Below are 16,863 nucleotides of genomic sequence, written 5' to 3'. Positions count from 1 at the left end.
GAACGCATCCATGTCCAGGCGGGTGATCTCGGCCAACTCCCGCAGCGTCATGGGATGAACGCCGCTTTCGGAGAAATTGTAGGCAACCCCGTGTTCCAGTTCGGAAAGGAATTGCTCGACGTCAAAGGGGTGGAACACGAAACGCTCCTTTTGGTTGTCACGACCAGTGCTGACGGCGCTCTATGGCAGCGAACATGCTGGTCAAGGTGATGGAGATAAGCAGATAGATAGAGCCCGCCGCGATGAACGCTTCAAAGGGCGCGAAGGTTTGCGAGGTCAGCCTTCGTGCAATGCCGGTCAGTTCCATGATCGAAATCGTGCTGGCCAGCGCGGTGCCCTTGAGCATCAGGATCATCTCGTTGCCATAGGCAGGCAAGGCGACGCGCAATGCCTGGGGCAGCAGGATCAGACGCGCCGTCAGCACGGGACCGAAGCCGTAGGCCTGCGCCGCTTCAAGCTGGCCGCGCTCCACGCCGAGGATACCGCCGCGTATGATCTCCGACGTGAAGGCGGCCGAATTCAGACCCAGCGCGAGGACGGCGCAGAACCAGGGTTCGCGCAGCAACACCCATGCCGCGCTTTCCCGGATGAACGCGAACTGGCCCAGTCCGAAATAGATCGCGAAAAGCTGCACAAGCAGCGGCGTGCCGCGGAAGAACAGTACGTAGACATCCATGAAAGGCGCCAGAACCGCGATGCGCCGCATGCGGACCCAGCAGATGAAGGCACCCAGCACCAGCCCGAGCGCCAAACCGCCGAACAGGAGGCCGAACGTGATGACGACCCCTTCGGACAGGCTCGGATAAAAGGACAAAAGAAGCGCCCAATCCATCAGTTTGCCTCCTTCAGGCCAAACCGTTTTTCGACCCGGCCGATCACGCGTTCGGAGAGGAAGGAGACCGCCAGATAGATCAGCGCGGCGACGGCGTAGAAGGTGAACGGGCGATGCGTGGAGCCGGCGGCGACCGTCGCCTGGCGCATCAGTTCGGCAACCGCCGTCAGCGAGACGAGCGCCGTATCCTTGAGAACTATGAGCCAGATATTGCCCAGTGACGGCAGCGCGACGCGCAAGAGCTGCGGCAGCTCGATGAACAGAAATCGCCTTGGAGCGGAAAATCCGAAAGCCTCGGCCGCCTCGAGCTGACCTTTCGGAATGCTGTTGGCGGCGCCCCGAAAGGCCTCCGTGGCGTAGGCCGTCACAATCACCGACAAGGCGAATGCGCCAAGTGCGAAGCCGCTCAAATTGATCCGTTCGGTATAGCCGAGACTGGCCGCGACGTTTTGCACCACCGCGCCGGTTCCAAAGAAGAACAGGTACAGGATCAAAAGCTCGGGCACGCCGCGGAACACGGTCACGTAACCGGAAACGAAATAGCGCGCCGGCCGGCCCCGCCGCCGTGCGAGCATCAGCATCAGGCCCGCCACCGTACCGGCTGAGAACGCGATGAGTGCCAGGAGAAGCGTTACGGCGAGTCCGGACAGCAGCTCATCGCCCCAGCCGCCGGCGCCAAAGGATAACATGTCCAGCATGGGTGTCTGTTAAACCGGTAAGGCCGCCCGGCCTTCAATCCGGCCGAACTCTATGGCGAAACATCGTATCCGAACCATTGCTGCGACATCGTCGCGATGGTTCCGTCCTCAAGCATCGAGGTGATCGCCGCATCGATGCGCCCCTTCAGGTCGTCGGCACCTTGCCGCAGACCGATACCGATACCCTCGCCAAGCTCGGGATAGACATCATAGGTCAAGACCGGGCCGAACATGTTCAGTTCAATGTCGGTGTTGGCCTCGGCGAACTCTTCCCAGGCGGAGACTTCCATCAGGCCGGCGTCCAGACGGCCGGTGCGCAGGTCGGCGATGATTTCATCGGCACGCTGATAAACGCGCACATCGGCGCCTTCGAAGTGCGCCGCCATCAAGCCTTCGAAGGTCGAAGCGCCTTGCACGCCGACCGTTGCCGCATTGATGGTTTCGTCGAGCGCGGCGGCATCGCCGACTTCGGCATATTTGTCGCCGATGGTTGCGAAGGCCGCCGGGGCCTGCGCGTAGGCGGTGGAAAAGGCGATGCTCTGGCGGCGCTCGTCGGTGATCGAGATGGCTGCGACGATCATGTCGTATTGTCCGGCAATGAGGGCGGGAAGAAGGCCGTCATAGGCCTGGTTTGTCCATTCGCATTCGGCCTCGATGCGCGCGCAAACCTCGTTTCCGAAGTCGACGTCGAAGCCGATCATATTGCCGTCGGAATCAACCGATTCCCACGGTGGAAAGTCCGCGCTGGTAGCGATACGCAGGGTTTCGGCGGAAACGGGCGCGGCTGCCAGGGCGACAAGCAGGCCGGCGGAAAACAGCAATTTCATAGGTAATCTCCGTGCTACATGATGGATGCAAGAAACTGAGCGGCACGCTCGGTGCGCGGTGCGTCGAACACCTGATCGGGCGGCCCCTCTTCGGCGATCCTGCCGTGGTCGAACAGGACCACACGGTCGGATACGCGGCGCGCAAAGCCCATCTCATGGGTCACCAGGATCATTGTGTTGCCGGTCTCGGCCAGCGCTTCGATGACTTTCAGAACCTCGCCGACAAGCTCCGGGTCGAGGGCCGATGTCGGCTCGTCGAAAAGCAGGACTTTCGGCTCCATGGCCAGGGCTCGGGCAATGGCCGCGCGCTGCTGCTGGCCGCCGGAAAGCTGGTGCGGATAGTAATCGGCCCGGTCGGCCAGGCCGACGCGCTCCAGAAGTGCAGCCGCGTGCTCCCGCGCCTCCTTGCGCGAGCGCCCCAGGACATGGATCGGAGCGGCCGCGACGTTTTCGAGCGCCGTCATGTGGCGCCAGAGATTGAAGCTTTGAAACACCATGGGAAGACAGGCACGCAACGCCTGAATGTCCCGCGTCTGCCTGAGCTTGCCGCCACGTGTCTTGAACGTGACCCGGTGGCCGTCCAGCGCGAGTTCGCCGCTGTCGGGCGTCTCCAGAAGATTCAGGCAACGCAGAAATGTGCTCTTGCCGGAGCCGGATGATCCGATAATGGAAATGACCTGTCCGGCGTCGGCGCGCAGGGAGATCGCGTCCAGCACCCGCACCGATCCGAAGGACTTCGAAAGACCTCGAACTTCAAGTCGCATCGGGGTTTCGGTCGCGCTCAAGGCAGCTTCCATTCAGTTCGAACACTATACGGTGTGATCGAAATTAGACTATTTTGTCTGGTTTTGGGTGTCAACAATGCGCCGTGCTCAAATTTCAGGCACCCGGAGACGGTGAATTGATCTGCTGCCAGACACATCCGGCAATGGCTGCATCCTGCAGCGCGACACCGGTCAGATCGGCGATGGTGATGTCCTCGTCATCGCGCGCGAGATCCGGCCCGTCCAGGGCGTCGCCAAGTGTCGTGAGCCTCTCGGCCGTGATGGTGCCGGCGGCGATCGCATTGGCCGTCTCGCCATGCTCGACGCATTGCGGCAGCGAATCCTGGATCTGTCATTTTAGCGTCGGGTTCAGAGCATCGCGCAGCCAATCACCCAGGAGGTTCACGCTCAGCGCGAGGGCCAGCAGGGTGCAGGCGGGGAAGAAGAGGATCCACCATTCCCCGGAGAACAGGAACTGCTGACCAATTCGGATGAGTGTGCCCAGCGAGGGCTGTGTAGGCGGTGCACCCACGCCGAGAAAACTCAAGGTCGCCTCGGCGATAATTGCCAGTGCCAGGGAGATGGTCGCGATGACCAGCACAGGCGACAGAACATTTGGCAGGATATGGCGCAACATGATGGAGAACGACGGTCGTCCGATCATCCGCGCGGCGGCCACGTAGTCTTTGCTCTTTTCAACCAGGGTTGCACCACGCACCACGCGGGCAAACTGGACCCAGTCGCTGAGGCCGATGGCGAGGATCAGAACCCAGATGGCCATTTGGTCGCGATATTCGATGGGAGTGAAACCCTTGGCAATGCCAAAGATCAGCATCGCCACGAGGATCGACGGAAAAGTCAGTTGTACATCCGCAGTGCGCATGATGATGGTATCGGCCCAGCCGCCGACAAACCCGGCAAGAAGCCCGAGAATGATCCCAAGGATCATCGCGAACAGAATCGCAGTCACCCCCACAAAGAGCGAGATCCGCATGCCGTAGAGAATGGTCGAATAGACATCGCGCCCCTGATCATCGGTCCCCAGAACAAAGCTCTCACCGGTAAAGGCATTGGGCTCCATGGGCGGCGTAAAGCCGTTCATCAGGTTGAGACTCGTGGGATCAAAGGGATTTGTGGTCGCCACCAGTGGCGCAAAGATCGCCGACAGAAACAACAGCAACGTGACAATTGCTGAAACCAGGGCAACCGGAGAGCGCCGGAAGTCATTGAAGAGATCGCTGTCCAGAATGCGGTGCAGGCGCGACGGGGCTTGGGTGCCTGTAGGTTCGGTCATTGGCTTACCCGCAGGCGTGGATCGATCAGGGCATAAATAATGTCGACGATCAGGTTGATGCCCACAAACATCACGGAAATGAGCATGAGATAGGCGGCCATCACCGGAATATCGACGAACTGAATGGCGTTGATGAACAACAACCCCATACCCGGCCACTGAAAGACCGTTTCGGTAATAATGGCAAAGGCGATGATCGCGCCCAGTTGCAGGCCGATGATGGTGATTACCGGCACCATGGTGTTTTTCAAGGCATGCCGGAAGTGTATCGTTCGGTCGCTGAGCCCTCGGGCGCGGGCAAAGCGGATATAGTCTTGGCGCAGCACGTCCAGCATTTCCGAACGCACCAACCGCATGATCAGAGTCATCTGGAACAGGCCCAGGGTGATTGCGGGCAGGACCAGAGACTTCAGCCCGCTTGCCGTCAAAAGTCCCGTGGTCCACCATCCCAGATCGACCACTTCACCACGCCCGAAGCTTGGCAGCCATTTCAACTCGACCGAGAATACGTAGATCAGCAGGATGCCTATCAGAAAGGTCGGCAGCGACACCCCGATGAGCGAGGCGGACATCATGAAATGCGCCAGAAGCCCATCGCTGCGGATCGCCGTATAGACCCCCAGAATGAGGCCCAACGAGACCGCAAAAACCGCCGACACAGCCGCGAGTTCAAGCGTCGCGGGTGCACGCTCCAGAATGATCGCAGAGACTTCGCGGCCCTGCCGGTAGCTTATCCCGAAATCCCCTTGCAGCGCGCCTTGAAGGAACTTGTAATATTGCACCGGGAACGGCTTATCGAGACCAAGCTGCACGCGCAGGCGGTCGATATCCTCCCGGGTGCGTTCCTGTCCGAGCATGTTTTCGATCGGATCACCGACAAAATGGAACATCGAAAAGGCCACAAGCCCAACGATCAGAAGAACCAGCGCGGATTGCCCCACGCGTCTCAGGATAAACGGCAACATCCGTAGTGCCCTCTCGTATGCGGCCTCTTTTGCGGGGGCCTTTCGTATTCGGACGTGCTGCGATTTAGCAGTTCGGACCGAAGGAAAACTGTCGCTTAAACCGCGCCGGCTCTTAAAACCGTGCCGGGTTGTCGGCTGGATTGGGGATTCTTGACGCCCCAGCGTCCTTTATGAAAGCGGCCAGTCATCGCACATGAGGGCGAGCCAGCCGCATTTTGTTTTTGGGGAGATCAGCATGATCTGCTGATCCCCCGCTTGTTTAATTCATGGTGAAATATTTGACGTGTGGCTGGTCTTCTGGATCCACGTCGATGCCAAGGCCATCCGCCATCGACCAGTTCAGAACCTGATGGTGAATCGGGATGTAGAGCTGCTCATCCTGAACAACGCGCCAGATTGCTGCGATATCAGCGTTCCGGGCTGCGATGTCGGTGTTGGACGCGAGCGTTTTAATCTTGGCGTCGACCTCGTCGTTGTTGAAGCCGGTACCGTTCCATGAGCCAATGTCGCTTTCGCGGCTGTGGACGAGGAAGTTGAAGATATATTCGGAGTCATAGGTCGGAACGCCCCAACCCAGCATGTAGAAATCCGTCTTGCCGTCGGTGATCAGCGGGAAGTGCTGTGCCTTTGGCTGCGCGTTCAGGTTCACGGTAATCCCGATCTGACCCAGCATGCCAACGGCTGCCTGACAGATTGCTTCGTCGTTGATGTAGCGATCGTTCGGGCAGTCCAGACGCAAGGAAAACCCGTCGCCATAGCCGGCTTCGGCCATCAGCGCCTTGGCACCTTCGATGTCGGTGGTTGCTTCGCCATCCATCTCGGCTGTCCAGCCGTTCACAAACGGGGGCGAGATCATACCGGCAGGCTGGGACTGGCCGCGCATCACAACCTGATGGATCGCATCGCGGTCGATAGCCATCGACATCGCTTTACGTACCCGCACATCGGCCAGTGGGTTTGCACTGTCGATGTTGTCCGCTTCGATATCCTCCGCGCTCTGGTTCATACCAAAGAAAATCACGCGGTTCTGTGGGGCTTGTTTCACCACCAACCCCGGTGCCGCATCGACGCGCGAGATATCCTGAACCGGCATGTCCTGGAGGAAATTCACCTCACCGGACAACAGCGCCGCAACACGGGTCGCCGCGTTCTGGATAGGGGTGTAGATGATTTCGGACACTTCCATTGGGAACTGATCGCGACCCCAATAGTTTTCGTTGCGCTTCATCACAGTCTTCACGTCAGGCTCGCGGCTGACCAGAGTGTATGGGCCGGTACCGTTCGCATGGGTGGTGGCATAGGTGATCTCCCCGCCTGCAAAATCCTGCACATTGACTGTGTTGTTCGCCTCGGTCCAGCCTTTGTCCATCATATAGAGATTGGTCAGGTTGTTGGGCAGGATCGGGTTTGGACCGTCGGTTACAATCTCAACGGTATGATCATCTACCGCGCGGACCTCTTTGATCGAGCCGATCAGCTCTTTCATGTCAGAGTTCGGCTGTTTCGCGCGTTCCAGTGAGAACACCACGTCTTCGGCAGTGAAATCTTCACCACCGTGGAATTTGACCCCTTCACGCAGTTTGAAAACCCAGACGCTCGGATCCTCAGAGCTTGGCGCCCATTCGGTTGCGAGCGCTGGCTCCAATGCGCCAGAGACATCACGGATGATCAGCGACTCATACATCTGCTGAAGCACGGTATGGGTCGGACCTTCGTTCTGGGCATTCGGATCCAGTGTCAGCGTGTCCCCGGCACGCGCCCAGTGCAATGTCTCTGCCCCTGCAAGCGCGGTACTTGCCAGCAAGAAAGTGAGGGCAATACCCATCGTCATTCTGTTCATCATTACATTCCCTTCCCTTTTAATGTTGGTTTCTTTTGTCCGAGCTGTCTCTCGGATTTCTTGTACGGTTTTTGCTGGTGATCCTGTCCTTTGCGGTTGAACGATGAAGAGTTTCCGTGATTATGGCCGTTCGCTGCGACTTCTTGTTCGTCGGCTAATGCGCGCGATCGGGTTGCCGATGACCGTCTTGCGCACGAGGACGAAACCGCTCTCGCGGTATTTGTGTTTGTGGCTTGGGGCGGCGCGCCTTATTAAGCGGTACATCGGACAGGCGATCTGGTGTAATGTGTCGGTGCGCTCCATTGCCACCGGCAGCCACCCCGATCACGATACGATCACCAAATTCCGGCGCAAGAACGGGCCGGCGTTTCAGGCCGCGTTTGCACCTATCCTGATTTTGACCAAGGAACTGTGCCTGCTGCGGTCGGATACGGTGAGCATGAGCGGCACGAAGGTCGACGCCAATGCGCCGACCTTCAAGTTGCATCGGGGTTTCGGTCGCGCTCAAGGCAGCTTCCATTCAGTTCGAATACTATATGATATAATATGATCGAAATTAGACTATTTTGTCCGGTTTTAGGTGTCAACAATGCGCCGTGCTCGAATTTCAGGCAGCCGGAGACGGTGAATTGATCTGCTGCCAGACACATCCTGCAATGGCTGCATCCTGCAACGCGACACCGGTCAGATCGGCGATGGTGATGTCCTCGTCATAGCGCACAAGACCCGGCCCGTCCAGGGCGTCGCCAAGTGTCGTGAGCCTCTCGGCCGTGATGGTGCCGGCGGCGATCGCATTGGCCGTCTCGCCATGCTCGACGCACTGCGGCAGCGAATCCACGATCACATGACGCGCCCGTTCGAACAGCGCGGTGTCCAGTTCCTGCTTGCCGGGTGAATCGGCGCCAACGGCAACGATATGGCTTCCGGGCGTGACCCAGTAGGACTGAAGCAGCGGCGCATCGGAGGACGTGGTCGTCACGATCGTATCGGCCTGCGCGGCGATCCGCTCGGCGCTTTCAGCCGCTTCGATCGAAAGACCGGGCAGCTTGCCGCGCAAATCCTGTACGACATGATCAGCCTTGTCGGCGCTGCGGGCCCAGACAAGAATACGTGCGTAGCCCAAAAACGAGGCGATCATCTCAGCCTGCAGGCGCGCCTGAATGCCCGACCCGACAATGCCGAGAACCTGTGCGTTTGCCTGTGCGCCGATGCGCGCGGCGATAACGCCGGCCAGGGCCGTGCGCACATCGGTCAACACGCCTTCATCCTGCAGGATGGCGACCGGCGCGCCGGTGCGGGCGGAAATCACCGCCATGAAGCCGTTGCTTGACGGCAACCCCTTGGAGGGATTGTCATAGAAGCCGGTGGCGAGCTTGACGGTGAAAACCGCGTCCCCGTCAATATGCGCCGACTTGACGTGGCATTCGCCGCGCGCGTCGGGAAAAGCCAGATGCACCACCGGCGCCACCTGGACCCGGCCCGCCGCGAAGGCCTTGAAGCCGCTCTCTATGGCGTTGAGGGCAATCTTCGTGTCAAGATTGGCCAGAATTTCATCTTTGGTCACAATGCGCATCGGCCGATCACTCATCCTCATAGTAGCGACTTGTTGCTTGCGCCCCGGTCAGGAAGCGGCGCGCATAGCTTGTAGACAATTTGTCTAATTTGGACGATATAGTCAACAAGCCAGTTGCCGGACACGCGACATCGAAATCGCGTGGGAATGAAACGGAAAGCCGAATGACGATCCAGCTAGACGACCTTTATCGCGCTCAGGCCCGTATCGCGCCCTATGTCCGGCCAACACCGCTGCGCCGTTCGAAGGCCCTGAGCGATCGTCTGAACCGGTCCGTGTGGCTGAAGATGGAGACGATGCACGACACGGGAGCATTCAAGATCCGCGGCGCGGCCAACAAGCTGCTGTCGCTCAGCGAGGCGGAGCGCCGGCGCGGGGTGATCACCGTTTCCAGCGGCAATCACGGCAAATCCGTCGCCTATATGGCCGAGCGGCTCGGCTTGCGCGCCGTGGTTTGCCTGACGCACCTGGTGCCGCCGGACAAGATCGCCGGGCTTCGCGCCTATGGCGCCGACGTCGTCATACATGGCGCCAATCAGGATGAGGCCGATGCGAAGGCCCGGGAACTGGCCGAACGGGACGGCCTGGTGTTCGTCTCGCCCTTCGACGATCCGTTCGTCATCGCCGGACAAGGTACTTTGGGGCTCGAACTCGCCGAGCAGTGCCCGCCTTTGGAAACCTTGCTGGTCCAGCTGTCCGGCGGCGGATTGATGAGCGGGGTCGCACTCGCCATGAAGGCTCTGAAGCCGCAGGTTCGTCTTGTCGCGGTCTCCTCGCTGCACGGCGCCGCGATGCATGAAAGCGTCAGGGCCGGCCACATCGTTCAGGTCGAGGAGAAGCCCTCCATTGCCGATGCCCTTCCAGGACCGGTCCCGCAGGACAACGCCTATACGTTCGACCTGTGCCGCCGCCTGGTCGATGATTTCGTCCAGGTGAGCGATGCGGCGATTGAAGACGCCATGGCTTACATTCTGCGCCACGAAAAGTGCGTCGTGGAAGGTGGCGCGGCCGCGGGCGTGGCGCATCTGCTGACCCGGGCCGACAGCATCACCGGTCAGGCGGTGGCCGCTATCTTGACCGGCGACAACATCGCGGTTGAACGCGCGCTTCGCGTCTGCGCACAAGCGCGTGGGTGACACCTGACCACCTCAATCGGCACGGGGCATCCAAAACGCCGCGACATCCGATTGATCCCGTTGATCCCCGCGGCGATACAGTCGCACCATCTCATCAATAATGACCGAGGAATACAGACCTGCGCCGTCGGCTTTCGATGCAGCGCCGTCGGACGCAAACGTCGGTGATCAGCACGCCTTGGAGATTTTTGGGGGAGGTTTTGGGGAATCGGCAGGTGACCGGCCGGCGCTCATCAGGAGAACAGGTTTGAACAGAATTATTTTAATATCAAATCGAAATCATTATCTTGTCGGGATAGTTTGAAAACGCTATCATATATACAACCGAATGCCCATGAACAAGGAGCATGACATGGACAGTCGCGTGATCGCCGAACTGATCCTTCATCTCGGACGAATCGCGTCGGGTGACGGTCCCGTTGTTGGTTTGACGCCTGTGCAGTGGACCGGATTGAGGTACTTTGCGCGTGCCAACCGCTTTTCGCGCACGCCGTCGGCATTTGCCGCCTTTCATGGCACGACGCGGGGCACCGCCTCACAGACCGTCAAGGGCCTGGTCGCCGGGGGTTATCTGAAACAGACCCGCTCCGAAACCGACGGCCGAAGCGTGAGACTGGATCTGACGAAAAAAGCCAGGGCGCTCCTGAAAGATGACCCCATCGAAGCCCTGGTCCAGGCCGCGGACGCCCTCCCCTCGGGCGTCCGCGGCAATTTTTCCTCCGTGCTTCAGCGTTTGCTCGGTAGCGTTGCCTTGCAGACGGGTAGACCGCTCTTCGGCACGTGCGCGACATGCATGCATTTCGAAGGCGACGGCTGTTGCAGGGAAGGCATGAACGCATATGCATGCGGTTTCGTGAAGGAGGCTCTTACGGCCGACGAACTGGAACAGCTTTGCATCAACTTCAACTCCGGCAAAGCCGGGCCGCCACGCGTTGGGACGGCCGGGCGATGACTGCGCTTTCATCAACAGCGATTTGCGTCGATGACGGCGAGATCACCATCGAGGCCGAGGCATTGGCGCCCAAGCTGGGTCTTACCACTGAGGCTCTGAGGCATAACATGGCCAAGGGCCTGGTCACGGGCGTCACCGAAACCGGTGAAAACGAGGACGCCGGCCGCACCCGCCTCACTTTCCGCTATCGGTCACGCGTCTGGCGCGTCGTGATCGAGGCCGACGGCAGCCTGTTCGAGGAACCGTTGCCGGTTGTCGAAACCAGGCCCGCAAATGCACCGTTCAGCCTGTTCGATCTCGCGAAGGGCATGTCATGACGGTCATGCCCGGAAACACCGTGTCGACGGCACAAGCCCTGGCCGGCCGTGTCCGGGTTCATCTTCAACGCATCGCGGTGCGGGGAGAACCGATCACATACAAGGCGCTTGCCGAGGCCCTGGAGCTTCAGCCGCCGAACACGATTCATCAGGTCGCGCAAGCGCTTGAATGGTCAATGCGGGAGGATGCGGCCAATGGACATCCCTTCATCGCCGCGCTCGTGATCAGTCGCGTGCGCGACGGGCTGCCGGCGCCCGGCTTTTTCGACATTGCCAAAGAACTCGGGCGCCATGACGGCGAGCCGTCGGGCCCGCACGCGGCGGCGTCTCATGGGGCGATGTTCGCCGCGGCCGTCGACTTCTGGAGTGCGGCCGGTCTGACGCCGCGGTCGGGCCCGCACCGGGAAACAGGTCTGTCGCCGAAAGACGCGAACCCCTGGGCGAAGTTCACCTGCGCCGAACTCGAGGCAAAGCTCCACGAGCTTCGCAAACTGATCGACAGCGGCATGCTCACGGACCGCTCGATGGAGCATCAGCTGACCGAAGTCGGCATCATCGAGAATGAGCTTTCGAGGCGTGATGGCGGGTAAGAATTATGCGAAATTCAAGAACGACCGGGGCGTTGCGGAAATCAGGATCGGCGTCAGGGAATTCAAATGCGCCGGTGCCGCCGAGCCACACGACCATCCGCACATCTACCTTGACATGGGAGCGGACGACACGATCCTCTGTCCCTACTGCGCGACGCTGTTCCGTTACGACGGACGCCTTGGTCCACAAGAGGCCGACCCGCCGGATAGCGTGTTCCTGGATGCGCCCGACGCTTAGGCGATTAGTCCCGGCGATTGCCCGCACCGCCTCACACTTTAACGACAGAACGAATCAGACCGCGGACGATGCCGGCCTATTGTGAGCGAGCGGTCAGCCTGGCGACCAAACACATGAAGGAACGGGCGATCGCCCGGCCGTTCCGCTTCGCGCTCGGCATGGACGTGTTGACGCCGGCAGGTCTCGACACGGATATCCTGGGTACATTCACAGGCGAGGTTCCGCGCAGCGGCACACCCCCGCAGGTCTGCGAACGCAAGGCCCGGCTGGGCATGAAGATGACCGGACTGCCGTTCGGACTTGCCAGCGAGGGCAGTTTCGGCGCGCATCCGCTCATACCCTTCATCCCGGCCGGTGTGGAGTTCATGACCTTCGTCGATGACGAACGGGGCTTCATCCTGACCGAGAGCCTCCTGTGCGAAAACACCAATTACGGCCACTGCGAGGCCCGCGACATTGACGACCTCACGGACTGGCTCTCCCGCACGGGTTTTCCCAGCCATGGGCTGATCGTGCGAACAAACGAGAACGGTCCCGGCAAGCCAATTTCCAAAGGCGTCACCACCGCCGGCGACTTGAAGACGGCGATGGCGAAGGCGGTCACGCGTTCCGATAACGGCGCTGCCTGGATCGAGCCCGATATGCGCGCCCATTTCAATCCGACTCGCATGCGCTCCATCCGCCGACTGGCCTTCAAGCTTGCGCGGCGGCTGGCGACGCAATGTCCGTCGTGCGAAGCGCCGGGTTGGGGACGGACGGGCACGGTCAAGGGACTGCCATGCGAGCTGTGCCGCACGCCAACGGACATGGTGCGCCATGACGTCTTCGGGTGTGCGGTGTGCGATCATATCGAGGAGAAGCCACGTCGCGACGGTCTGCAGGAAGCACCTGCGCAAAACTGCCCGTTCTGCAATCCGTGAGTGAGGGCCGTGAGTGAAGGCTTTGCAAACTTTCTCGAAACCAGGTCCGTGCTCACGGCTCCCCCCGACAAGGACAAACTGCCCTGTGGCAGGGCGGTGCCGTAATCCTCGATACCGCTCAGCCGATGTCACCGCGATCGGATTTACATTGCGATCAACAGCCGCTAACAATGACACATCGACAGGGGTGCCCCATGACCGGGGCTGAGATGCGGGACGATTAAGCCCGCGAACCCTCAAGCTGATCTGGATAATGCCAGCGGAGCGAGGCGAAACATGTTTTCCGGCGCACAAATCTCTTTATATCCCATGTCCGACGATTTCGTCGGCATCATCACCGGCGCGCTGTCGGCGCTCGATCCTTATCGCGAACACCTGCGTATCGAGACCGATGACATCTCCACGCTGATCGTCGGGCCGCCGGAGACGCTGTTTCCGGCGATGCGCGATCTGTTCGTCGCCGCCGCCGGGACGGGCACGCACTGCGTCCTGTCGGCCGCGGTGTCGCGCGGTTGTCCGGGCGAACCGGACGACCCGATCTGCACGCCGTCCGAGGGCCGGGCGCCGGATGAACCGCTCGAAGCGCGCATCGCGGCCGCTGCCGCTGCCGTCAAGACTGCGTCCAGGACAGGTCAGCCGGTCGCCTGCCAGTTCTCGCTCTACCCGCTCGGCGCGGGCCACCATATGGACGAGATCTATGGCTGCATCGACTTCCTGAAAGCGTCCGGCGTGTTCGACCGCCCGAAGAACTTCTGCACCAGGCTCTCGGGCGACGCGGGCGCGGTGTTCGCGGCGCTGGCGCAGGCCTTCACCCGCTTCGGCGCGATCGACGGTCATCTGACGCTAGACATAACGGTATCGGCCAACAGCCCCACCCGCGTCTAGAGCGCGCGGCCTTCGTCCTCTTCCACTCCAGCACGAAAGGGTCACACCATGACCGACAGCAATCTATGGACTTTGCGCGAAACCCTGATCATCGCCGTGCTCGGCGCGGTGTTCGGCGTTCTTTATCTGGGATGGGTGCAGGTCTGGCTGATCGCACAGGCCGTTTTCGGACCGGTGACGATGGATGTCGTCATGGGCTTCTGGTTCATCGTGTCGATGATCGCCGCCGCCATCATCCGCAAGCCGGGTGTGGCGCTCGTCTCCGAAGTGCTGGCGGCCGGCACGCAGATCCTGCTCGGCTCGCCGGCCGGACTGCTCCTGCTTTTGACCGGTCTGGTCCAGGGCGCCGGCGCCGAGGCCGTCTTCGCGGCAACACGCTGGAAGCGCTATTCGCTGCCGGTGCTGATGGCGGCCGGCGTCGGTGCCGCCGTCTTCTCGTTCATCTACACCTGGATCCGGTTCGACTATGGCGAACTGGCGCCGACGCTGCTGGTGGTCATGTTCACCCTGCGCTGCCTGTCGGGCGCCCTGCTCGGCGGGCTGCTGGCCTGGGTCATCGTCAACGCGCTCTACAAGACCGGCGTCCTTTCAGGCCTCAGGATCGATCATGACCGCCGCGCCGCCGCGCCCGCCTGACGCACCGCTTGCGCAATGGGATGGCGTCACCGTGCGCTATCCCCATGCGCGGCGCGACGCGGTCGGCCCGGTATCGCTGGCGATCAGGCCCGGCGAGCGGGTGCTGCTGCTCGGACCCTCCGGTTCCGGCAAGTCGACGCTCCTTCAAACGCTCACCGGCACGATCCCCAGGACCACGCCCGCAACGGTGACGGGCAAAGTGCGGATCGGCGCCGCAAATGCCGCCGACCGGCCGCCATCGGCCTGGGCCGATACGGTGGCCCAGTTTTTCCAGGATGCCGACCAGACGCTGACCGGTTTGCGCGCCGCAGACGAAATCGCCTTTGCGCTCGAGAACCGCGGCTTGCCGGAAACCGTGATCGAGCGGCGCGTTCGTGAGGCGATGGCGCGCACCGGTTTGCCTGAGGACTGGCGCGATCGCCGCACATCGACGCTTTCCGGCGGCGAGAAGCAGTTGGTGGCGCTGGCCGCGACGCTGGTCGCCGATGCGCCGGTCTTCGTCGCCGATGAGCCCACTGCAAGCCTCGCGCCGGCTGTCGCGCGACGGGTCTATGATCTTGTCCTGTGTTCGCCGGGGCAGAACGCGGTGCTGATCGTCGATCACCGGCTCGACACCATGATCGGCGCGATCGACCGCATCGCCATTCTGGATGATCACGGGGCGCTGATCCTCGAGGGTGCACCGGCATCGGTGTTTCGCGCGCATAGCGACCGGCTGGACAGCCACGGCATCTGGACGCCGCTCGTCAGCCGCTTCGACCGGGCGCTCGGGCGGATCGAATTGTCACCTAGCGAGCCGCCGCTGACGATGGACGCCCTGGCACGGCATCTCGAAGGCCTGCCGGCCGAAGCACGGATGAAGGCACGCGCGGCGGTCGCGGAGACGGCCGCGCCGATGCTGCCGCGCCAGAACCGCACGGTCGGCCCGGTCGTCGCGGCTTTGCACCGGGCCGCTTGCGCGCCGCTGTTCGGCCCGACGGTTCTGGGCGACATCTCGCTGCAGGTCCGGGCGGGCGAAGTGGTCGGCATCGTCGGCTCGAACGGCGCCGGCAAATCGACGCTGGGCGCAAGCCTCGCCGGTCTGTTGCGGCTCAAGGCGGGCCGGCGCGACGGAGCCCCCGGCGCCATCGCGTTCCAGAACCCGGAAAACCAGTTTCTGGAAGCAAGCGTTCGCGACGAGCTTGCCGCATCCCTGCCGAAAGCGGCGCGCGGCGACCGGATCTCGCGCATCCTCGCCCGGTGGCGCCTTGAAGGCGTCTCCCGGCAGCACCCCTATGAACTGTCACAGGGCCAGAAACGGCGGCTGGCGCTTGCCTGCCTGACCGCGACCGATCGCTGGCCGCTTCTGGTTCTGGACGAGCCGACCTGCGGCCTGGACGCAAGCGGCGTCCGCACCGTCACCGATACAATCTGCGAGCTCGCCGGCGACGGTCGCGCCATCGCCGTCATCACCCATGACATGGATTTCGCGCTCGCCGTATGTGACAGGCTGGTTGTGCTCGCCGACGGCGGCCTGCTTGCCGAGGGCGCGCCGGCGGACATCCTGCGCGATGCAGGGCTGCTCGCCCGGGCCGACCTGGCCCCGCCAGCGGCGCTGCCCGTGCTCGACTGGCTGGAGCGCGTGCCGTGCTGAACGGGCTGCACCCCTTGCCCAAACTGGTCGTCTGCCTTGTCTGGATCTTCGGCTCGATCCTGGTCTTCGATCTCGGGTTCCAACTGGCAACGATAGGACTGGCGGCGGGCGCCCTGATCGTGCTGGAACGCCGCTCGCCGTTCCTCGTCATCGCGCTGATGGTGCCCTTTGCCCTGTTCGGCTTCGGTTTCCTGACGACCAGCGTGCTGTTCCGGCAGGACAGCGGGTTCGCGCTGCAAATGGCGGCCGAAACCCCGTTCGGCGCGCCCGCGGTCTCGGCGGGGCTGATCCTGTTCTTCCGGGCGATCGCCTGCGGCATGGTCTCGGCGCTGTTCGCACTGACCACCGATCCCGGCGCGTTGATCAAGGCGTTGATGGCGCATTGGCGCTTGCCGCCCTCCGTCGGATTCGCACTGTTCCAGGCGCTCAATCTCGTGCCGGATCTGGGCCGCGAGATGCAGCAGATCCGGCTGGCCCGAGCGATGCGCCGGGGCCGGCCGCCGCGCCGCGTGCCGGGGCCGGCCGAACTGCTCTCTCTGATCGTGCCGCTTCTGGCCTACGCGATCCGCCGCGCCGGCCGGTCGGCGCTCGCCATGGAGGCGCGCGGGCTTGCCCCCGGAGCCAGACGCACCGTCACCAACGCGCCTTCATTGACGCGGCGCGACGGCGCCTTCGTCATCGCAAGCGGCCTCGTCTTCCTGCTCACGCTCCTTATTTCTGTTTGAAGCTTCGGGCGCGGCGGCAAGCCCATGCTCAGCTTCGA

Annotated in this window: 19 protein-coding genes and 1 riboswitch; of the genes, 11 read left to right on the top strand and 8 right to left on the bottom strand. The window is 61.9% G+C overall.

Translation table 11 applies throughout. The features are described 5' to 3' along the window. Positions 1 to 157: 157 nt before the first annotated feature. The 7 genes from AC5E6N_RS03195 to AC5E6N_RS03165 all read right to left on the bottom strand — a co-directional run bounded on the left by AC5E6N_RS03195 (position 158) and on the right by AC5E6N_RS03165 (position 7,220). Entirely contained in the window at positions 158 to 832 is a 675-nt protein-coding gene (locus AC5E6N_RS03195) for an ABC transporter permease (protein WP_491746460.1), read from the bottom strand. Then, positions 832 to 1,530, bottom strand: coding sequence for an ABC transporter permease (locus AC5E6N_RS03190; RefSeq protein ID WP_491746459.1), 699 nt, complete (start codon positions 1,528 to 1,530; stop codon positions 832 to 834). The genes AC5E6N_RS03195 and AC5E6N_RS03190 overlap by 1 nt, the downstream gene beginning before the upstream one ends. A gap of 50 nt (positions 1,531 to 1,580) precedes the next feature. After that, complete coding sequence (locus AC5E6N_RS03185) at positions 1,581 to 2,357, bottom strand: transporter substrate-binding domain-containing protein (RefSeq protein WP_491746458.1); 777 nt, start codon at positions 2,355 to 2,357, stop codon at positions 1,581 to 1,583. A 14-nt stretch (positions 2,358 to 2,371) separates the two neighbouring features. Further along, positions 2,372 to 3,121, bottom strand: coding sequence for an amino acid ABC transporter ATP-binding protein (locus AC5E6N_RS03180; RefSeq protein WP_491746461.1), 750 nt, complete (start codon positions 3,119 to 3,121; stop codon positions 2,372 to 2,374). Between the two features lie 352 nt (positions 3,122 to 3,473). Next, positions 3,474 to 4,415, bottom strand: coding sequence for an ABC transporter permease (locus tag AC5E6N_RS03175; protein WP_491746457.1), 942 nt, complete (start codon positions 4,413 to 4,415; stop codon positions 3,474 to 3,476). Further along, positions 4,412 to 5,380, bottom strand: coding sequence for an ABC transporter permease (locus tag AC5E6N_RS03170; RefSeq protein WP_491746456.1), 969 nt, complete (start codon positions 5,378 to 5,380; stop codon positions 4,412 to 4,414). Before AC5E6N_RS03170 ends, AC5E6N_RS03175 begins: the two co-directional genes overlap by 4 nt. Positions 5,381 to 5,639: 259 nt before the next feature. After that, on the bottom strand, positions 5,640 to 7,220 hold the full coding sequence (locus AC5E6N_RS03165; RefSeq protein ID WP_491746455.1) for an ABC transporter substrate-binding protein: 1,581 nt from the start codon (positions 7,218 to 7,220) through the stop codon (positions 5,640 to 5,642). Between the two features lie 103 nt (positions 7,221 to 7,323). On the opposite strand from AC5E6N_RS03165, the gene AC5E6N_RS03160 reads away from it, so the two are divergent. Then, positions 7,324 to 7,770, top strand: coding sequence for a hypothetical protein (locus tag AC5E6N_RS03160; RefSeq protein WP_491746454.1), 447 nt, complete (start codon positions 7,324 to 7,326; stop codon positions 7,768 to 7,770). Positions 7,771 to 7,827: 57 nt separating this feature from the next. Here the strand turns inward: AC5E6N_RS03160 and AC5E6N_RS03155 are convergent, their stop codons facing one another. Beyond that, a complete protein-coding gene (locus tag AC5E6N_RS03155) occupies positions 7,828 to 8,784 on the bottom strand; it encodes a Rossmann-fold NAD(P)-binding domain-containing protein (protein WP_491746453.1) in 957 nt (318 codons plus the stop codon). 173 nt (positions 8,785 to 8,957) lie between these two features. Between AC5E6N_RS03155 and AC5E6N_RS03150 the strand changes: the two genes are divergently transcribed. From AC5E6N_RS03150 to AC5E6N_RS03105, 10 genes are all read left to right on the top strand, one after another. Next, positions 8,958 to 9,929, top strand: a complete 972-nt coding sequence (locus tag AC5E6N_RS03150; RefSeq protein ID WP_491746452.1) for a threonine ammonia-lyase — start codon at positions 8,958 to 8,960, stop codon at positions 9,927 to 9,929. Between the two features lie 352 nt (positions 9,930 to 10,281). After that, a complete protein-coding gene (locus AC5E6N_RS03145; RefSeq protein WP_491746451.1) occupies positions 10,282 to 10,881 on the top strand; it encodes a MarR family winged helix-turn-helix transcriptional regulator in 600 nt (199 codons plus the stop codon). After that, positions 10,878 to 11,198 (top strand): DUF6522 family protein, encoded by a 321-nt coding sequence (locus AC5E6N_RS03140; RefSeq protein ID WP_491746450.1) that lies wholly within the window; start codon positions 10,878 to 10,880, stop codon positions 11,196 to 11,198. Before AC5E6N_RS03145 ends, AC5E6N_RS03140 begins: the two co-directional genes overlap by 4 nt. Further along, complete coding sequence (locus AC5E6N_RS03135) at positions 11,195 to 11,788, top strand: hypothetical protein (protein ID WP_491746449.1); 594 nt, start codon at positions 11,195 to 11,197, stop codon at positions 11,786 to 11,788. The genes AC5E6N_RS03140 and AC5E6N_RS03135 overlap by 4 nt, the downstream gene beginning before the upstream one ends. Next, positions 11,778 to 12,026 (top strand): zinc-finger domain-containing protein, encoded by a 249-nt coding sequence (locus AC5E6N_RS03130; protein ID WP_491746448.1) that lies wholly within the window; start codon positions 11,778 to 11,780, stop codon positions 12,024 to 12,026. Before AC5E6N_RS03135 ends, AC5E6N_RS03130 begins: the two co-directional genes overlap by 11 nt. Before the next feature lie 113 nt (positions 12,027 to 12,139). After that, positions 12,140 to 12,946 carry a DUF6671 family protein gene (locus AC5E6N_RS03125; protein WP_491746447.1) on the top strand — a complete coding sequence of 269 codons (807 nt, stop codon included), beginning with the start codon at positions 12,140 to 12,142 and terminating at the stop codon, positions 12,944 to 12,946. 173 nt (positions 12,947 to 13,119) lie between these two features. Next, a riboswitch (TPP riboswitch) is annotated at positions 13,120 to 13,231 on the top strand. Beyond that, positions 13,223 to 13,831: a YkoF family thiamine/hydroxymethylpyrimidine-binding protein gene (locus AC5E6N_RS03120; protein ID WP_491746446.1), complete on the top strand. Its 609-nt coding sequence runs from the start codon at positions 13,223 to 13,225 to the stop codon at positions 13,829 to 13,831. Its footprint overlaps the riboswitch before it by 9 nt. Before the next feature lie 48 nt (positions 13,832 to 13,879). Beyond that, positions 13,880 to 14,467: an ECF transporter S component gene (locus tag AC5E6N_RS03115; protein ID WP_491691689.1), complete on the top strand. Its 588-nt coding sequence runs from the start codon at positions 13,880 to 13,882 to the stop codon at positions 14,465 to 14,467. Next, a complete protein-coding gene (locus AC5E6N_RS03110) occupies positions 14,439 to 16,100 on the top strand; it encodes an ABC transporter ATP-binding protein (protein ID WP_491746445.1) in 1,662 nt (553 codons plus the stop codon). Before AC5E6N_RS03115 ends, AC5E6N_RS03110 begins: the two co-directional genes overlap by 29 nt. Then, complete coding sequence (locus AC5E6N_RS03105) at positions 16,094 to 16,825, top strand: energy-coupling factor transporter transmembrane component T family protein (protein ID WP_491746444.1); 732 nt, start codon at positions 16,094 to 16,096, stop codon at positions 16,823 to 16,825. Before AC5E6N_RS03110 ends, AC5E6N_RS03105 begins: the two co-directional genes overlap by 7 nt. Positions 16,826 to 16,863: the final 38 nt, after the last annotated feature.

This window comes from Hoeflea sp. (assembly GCF_984452065.1).
The sequence above is the reverse complement of the archived record's forward strand: the minus strand, read 5'-3'. Positions and strand labels throughout refer to the sequence as shown.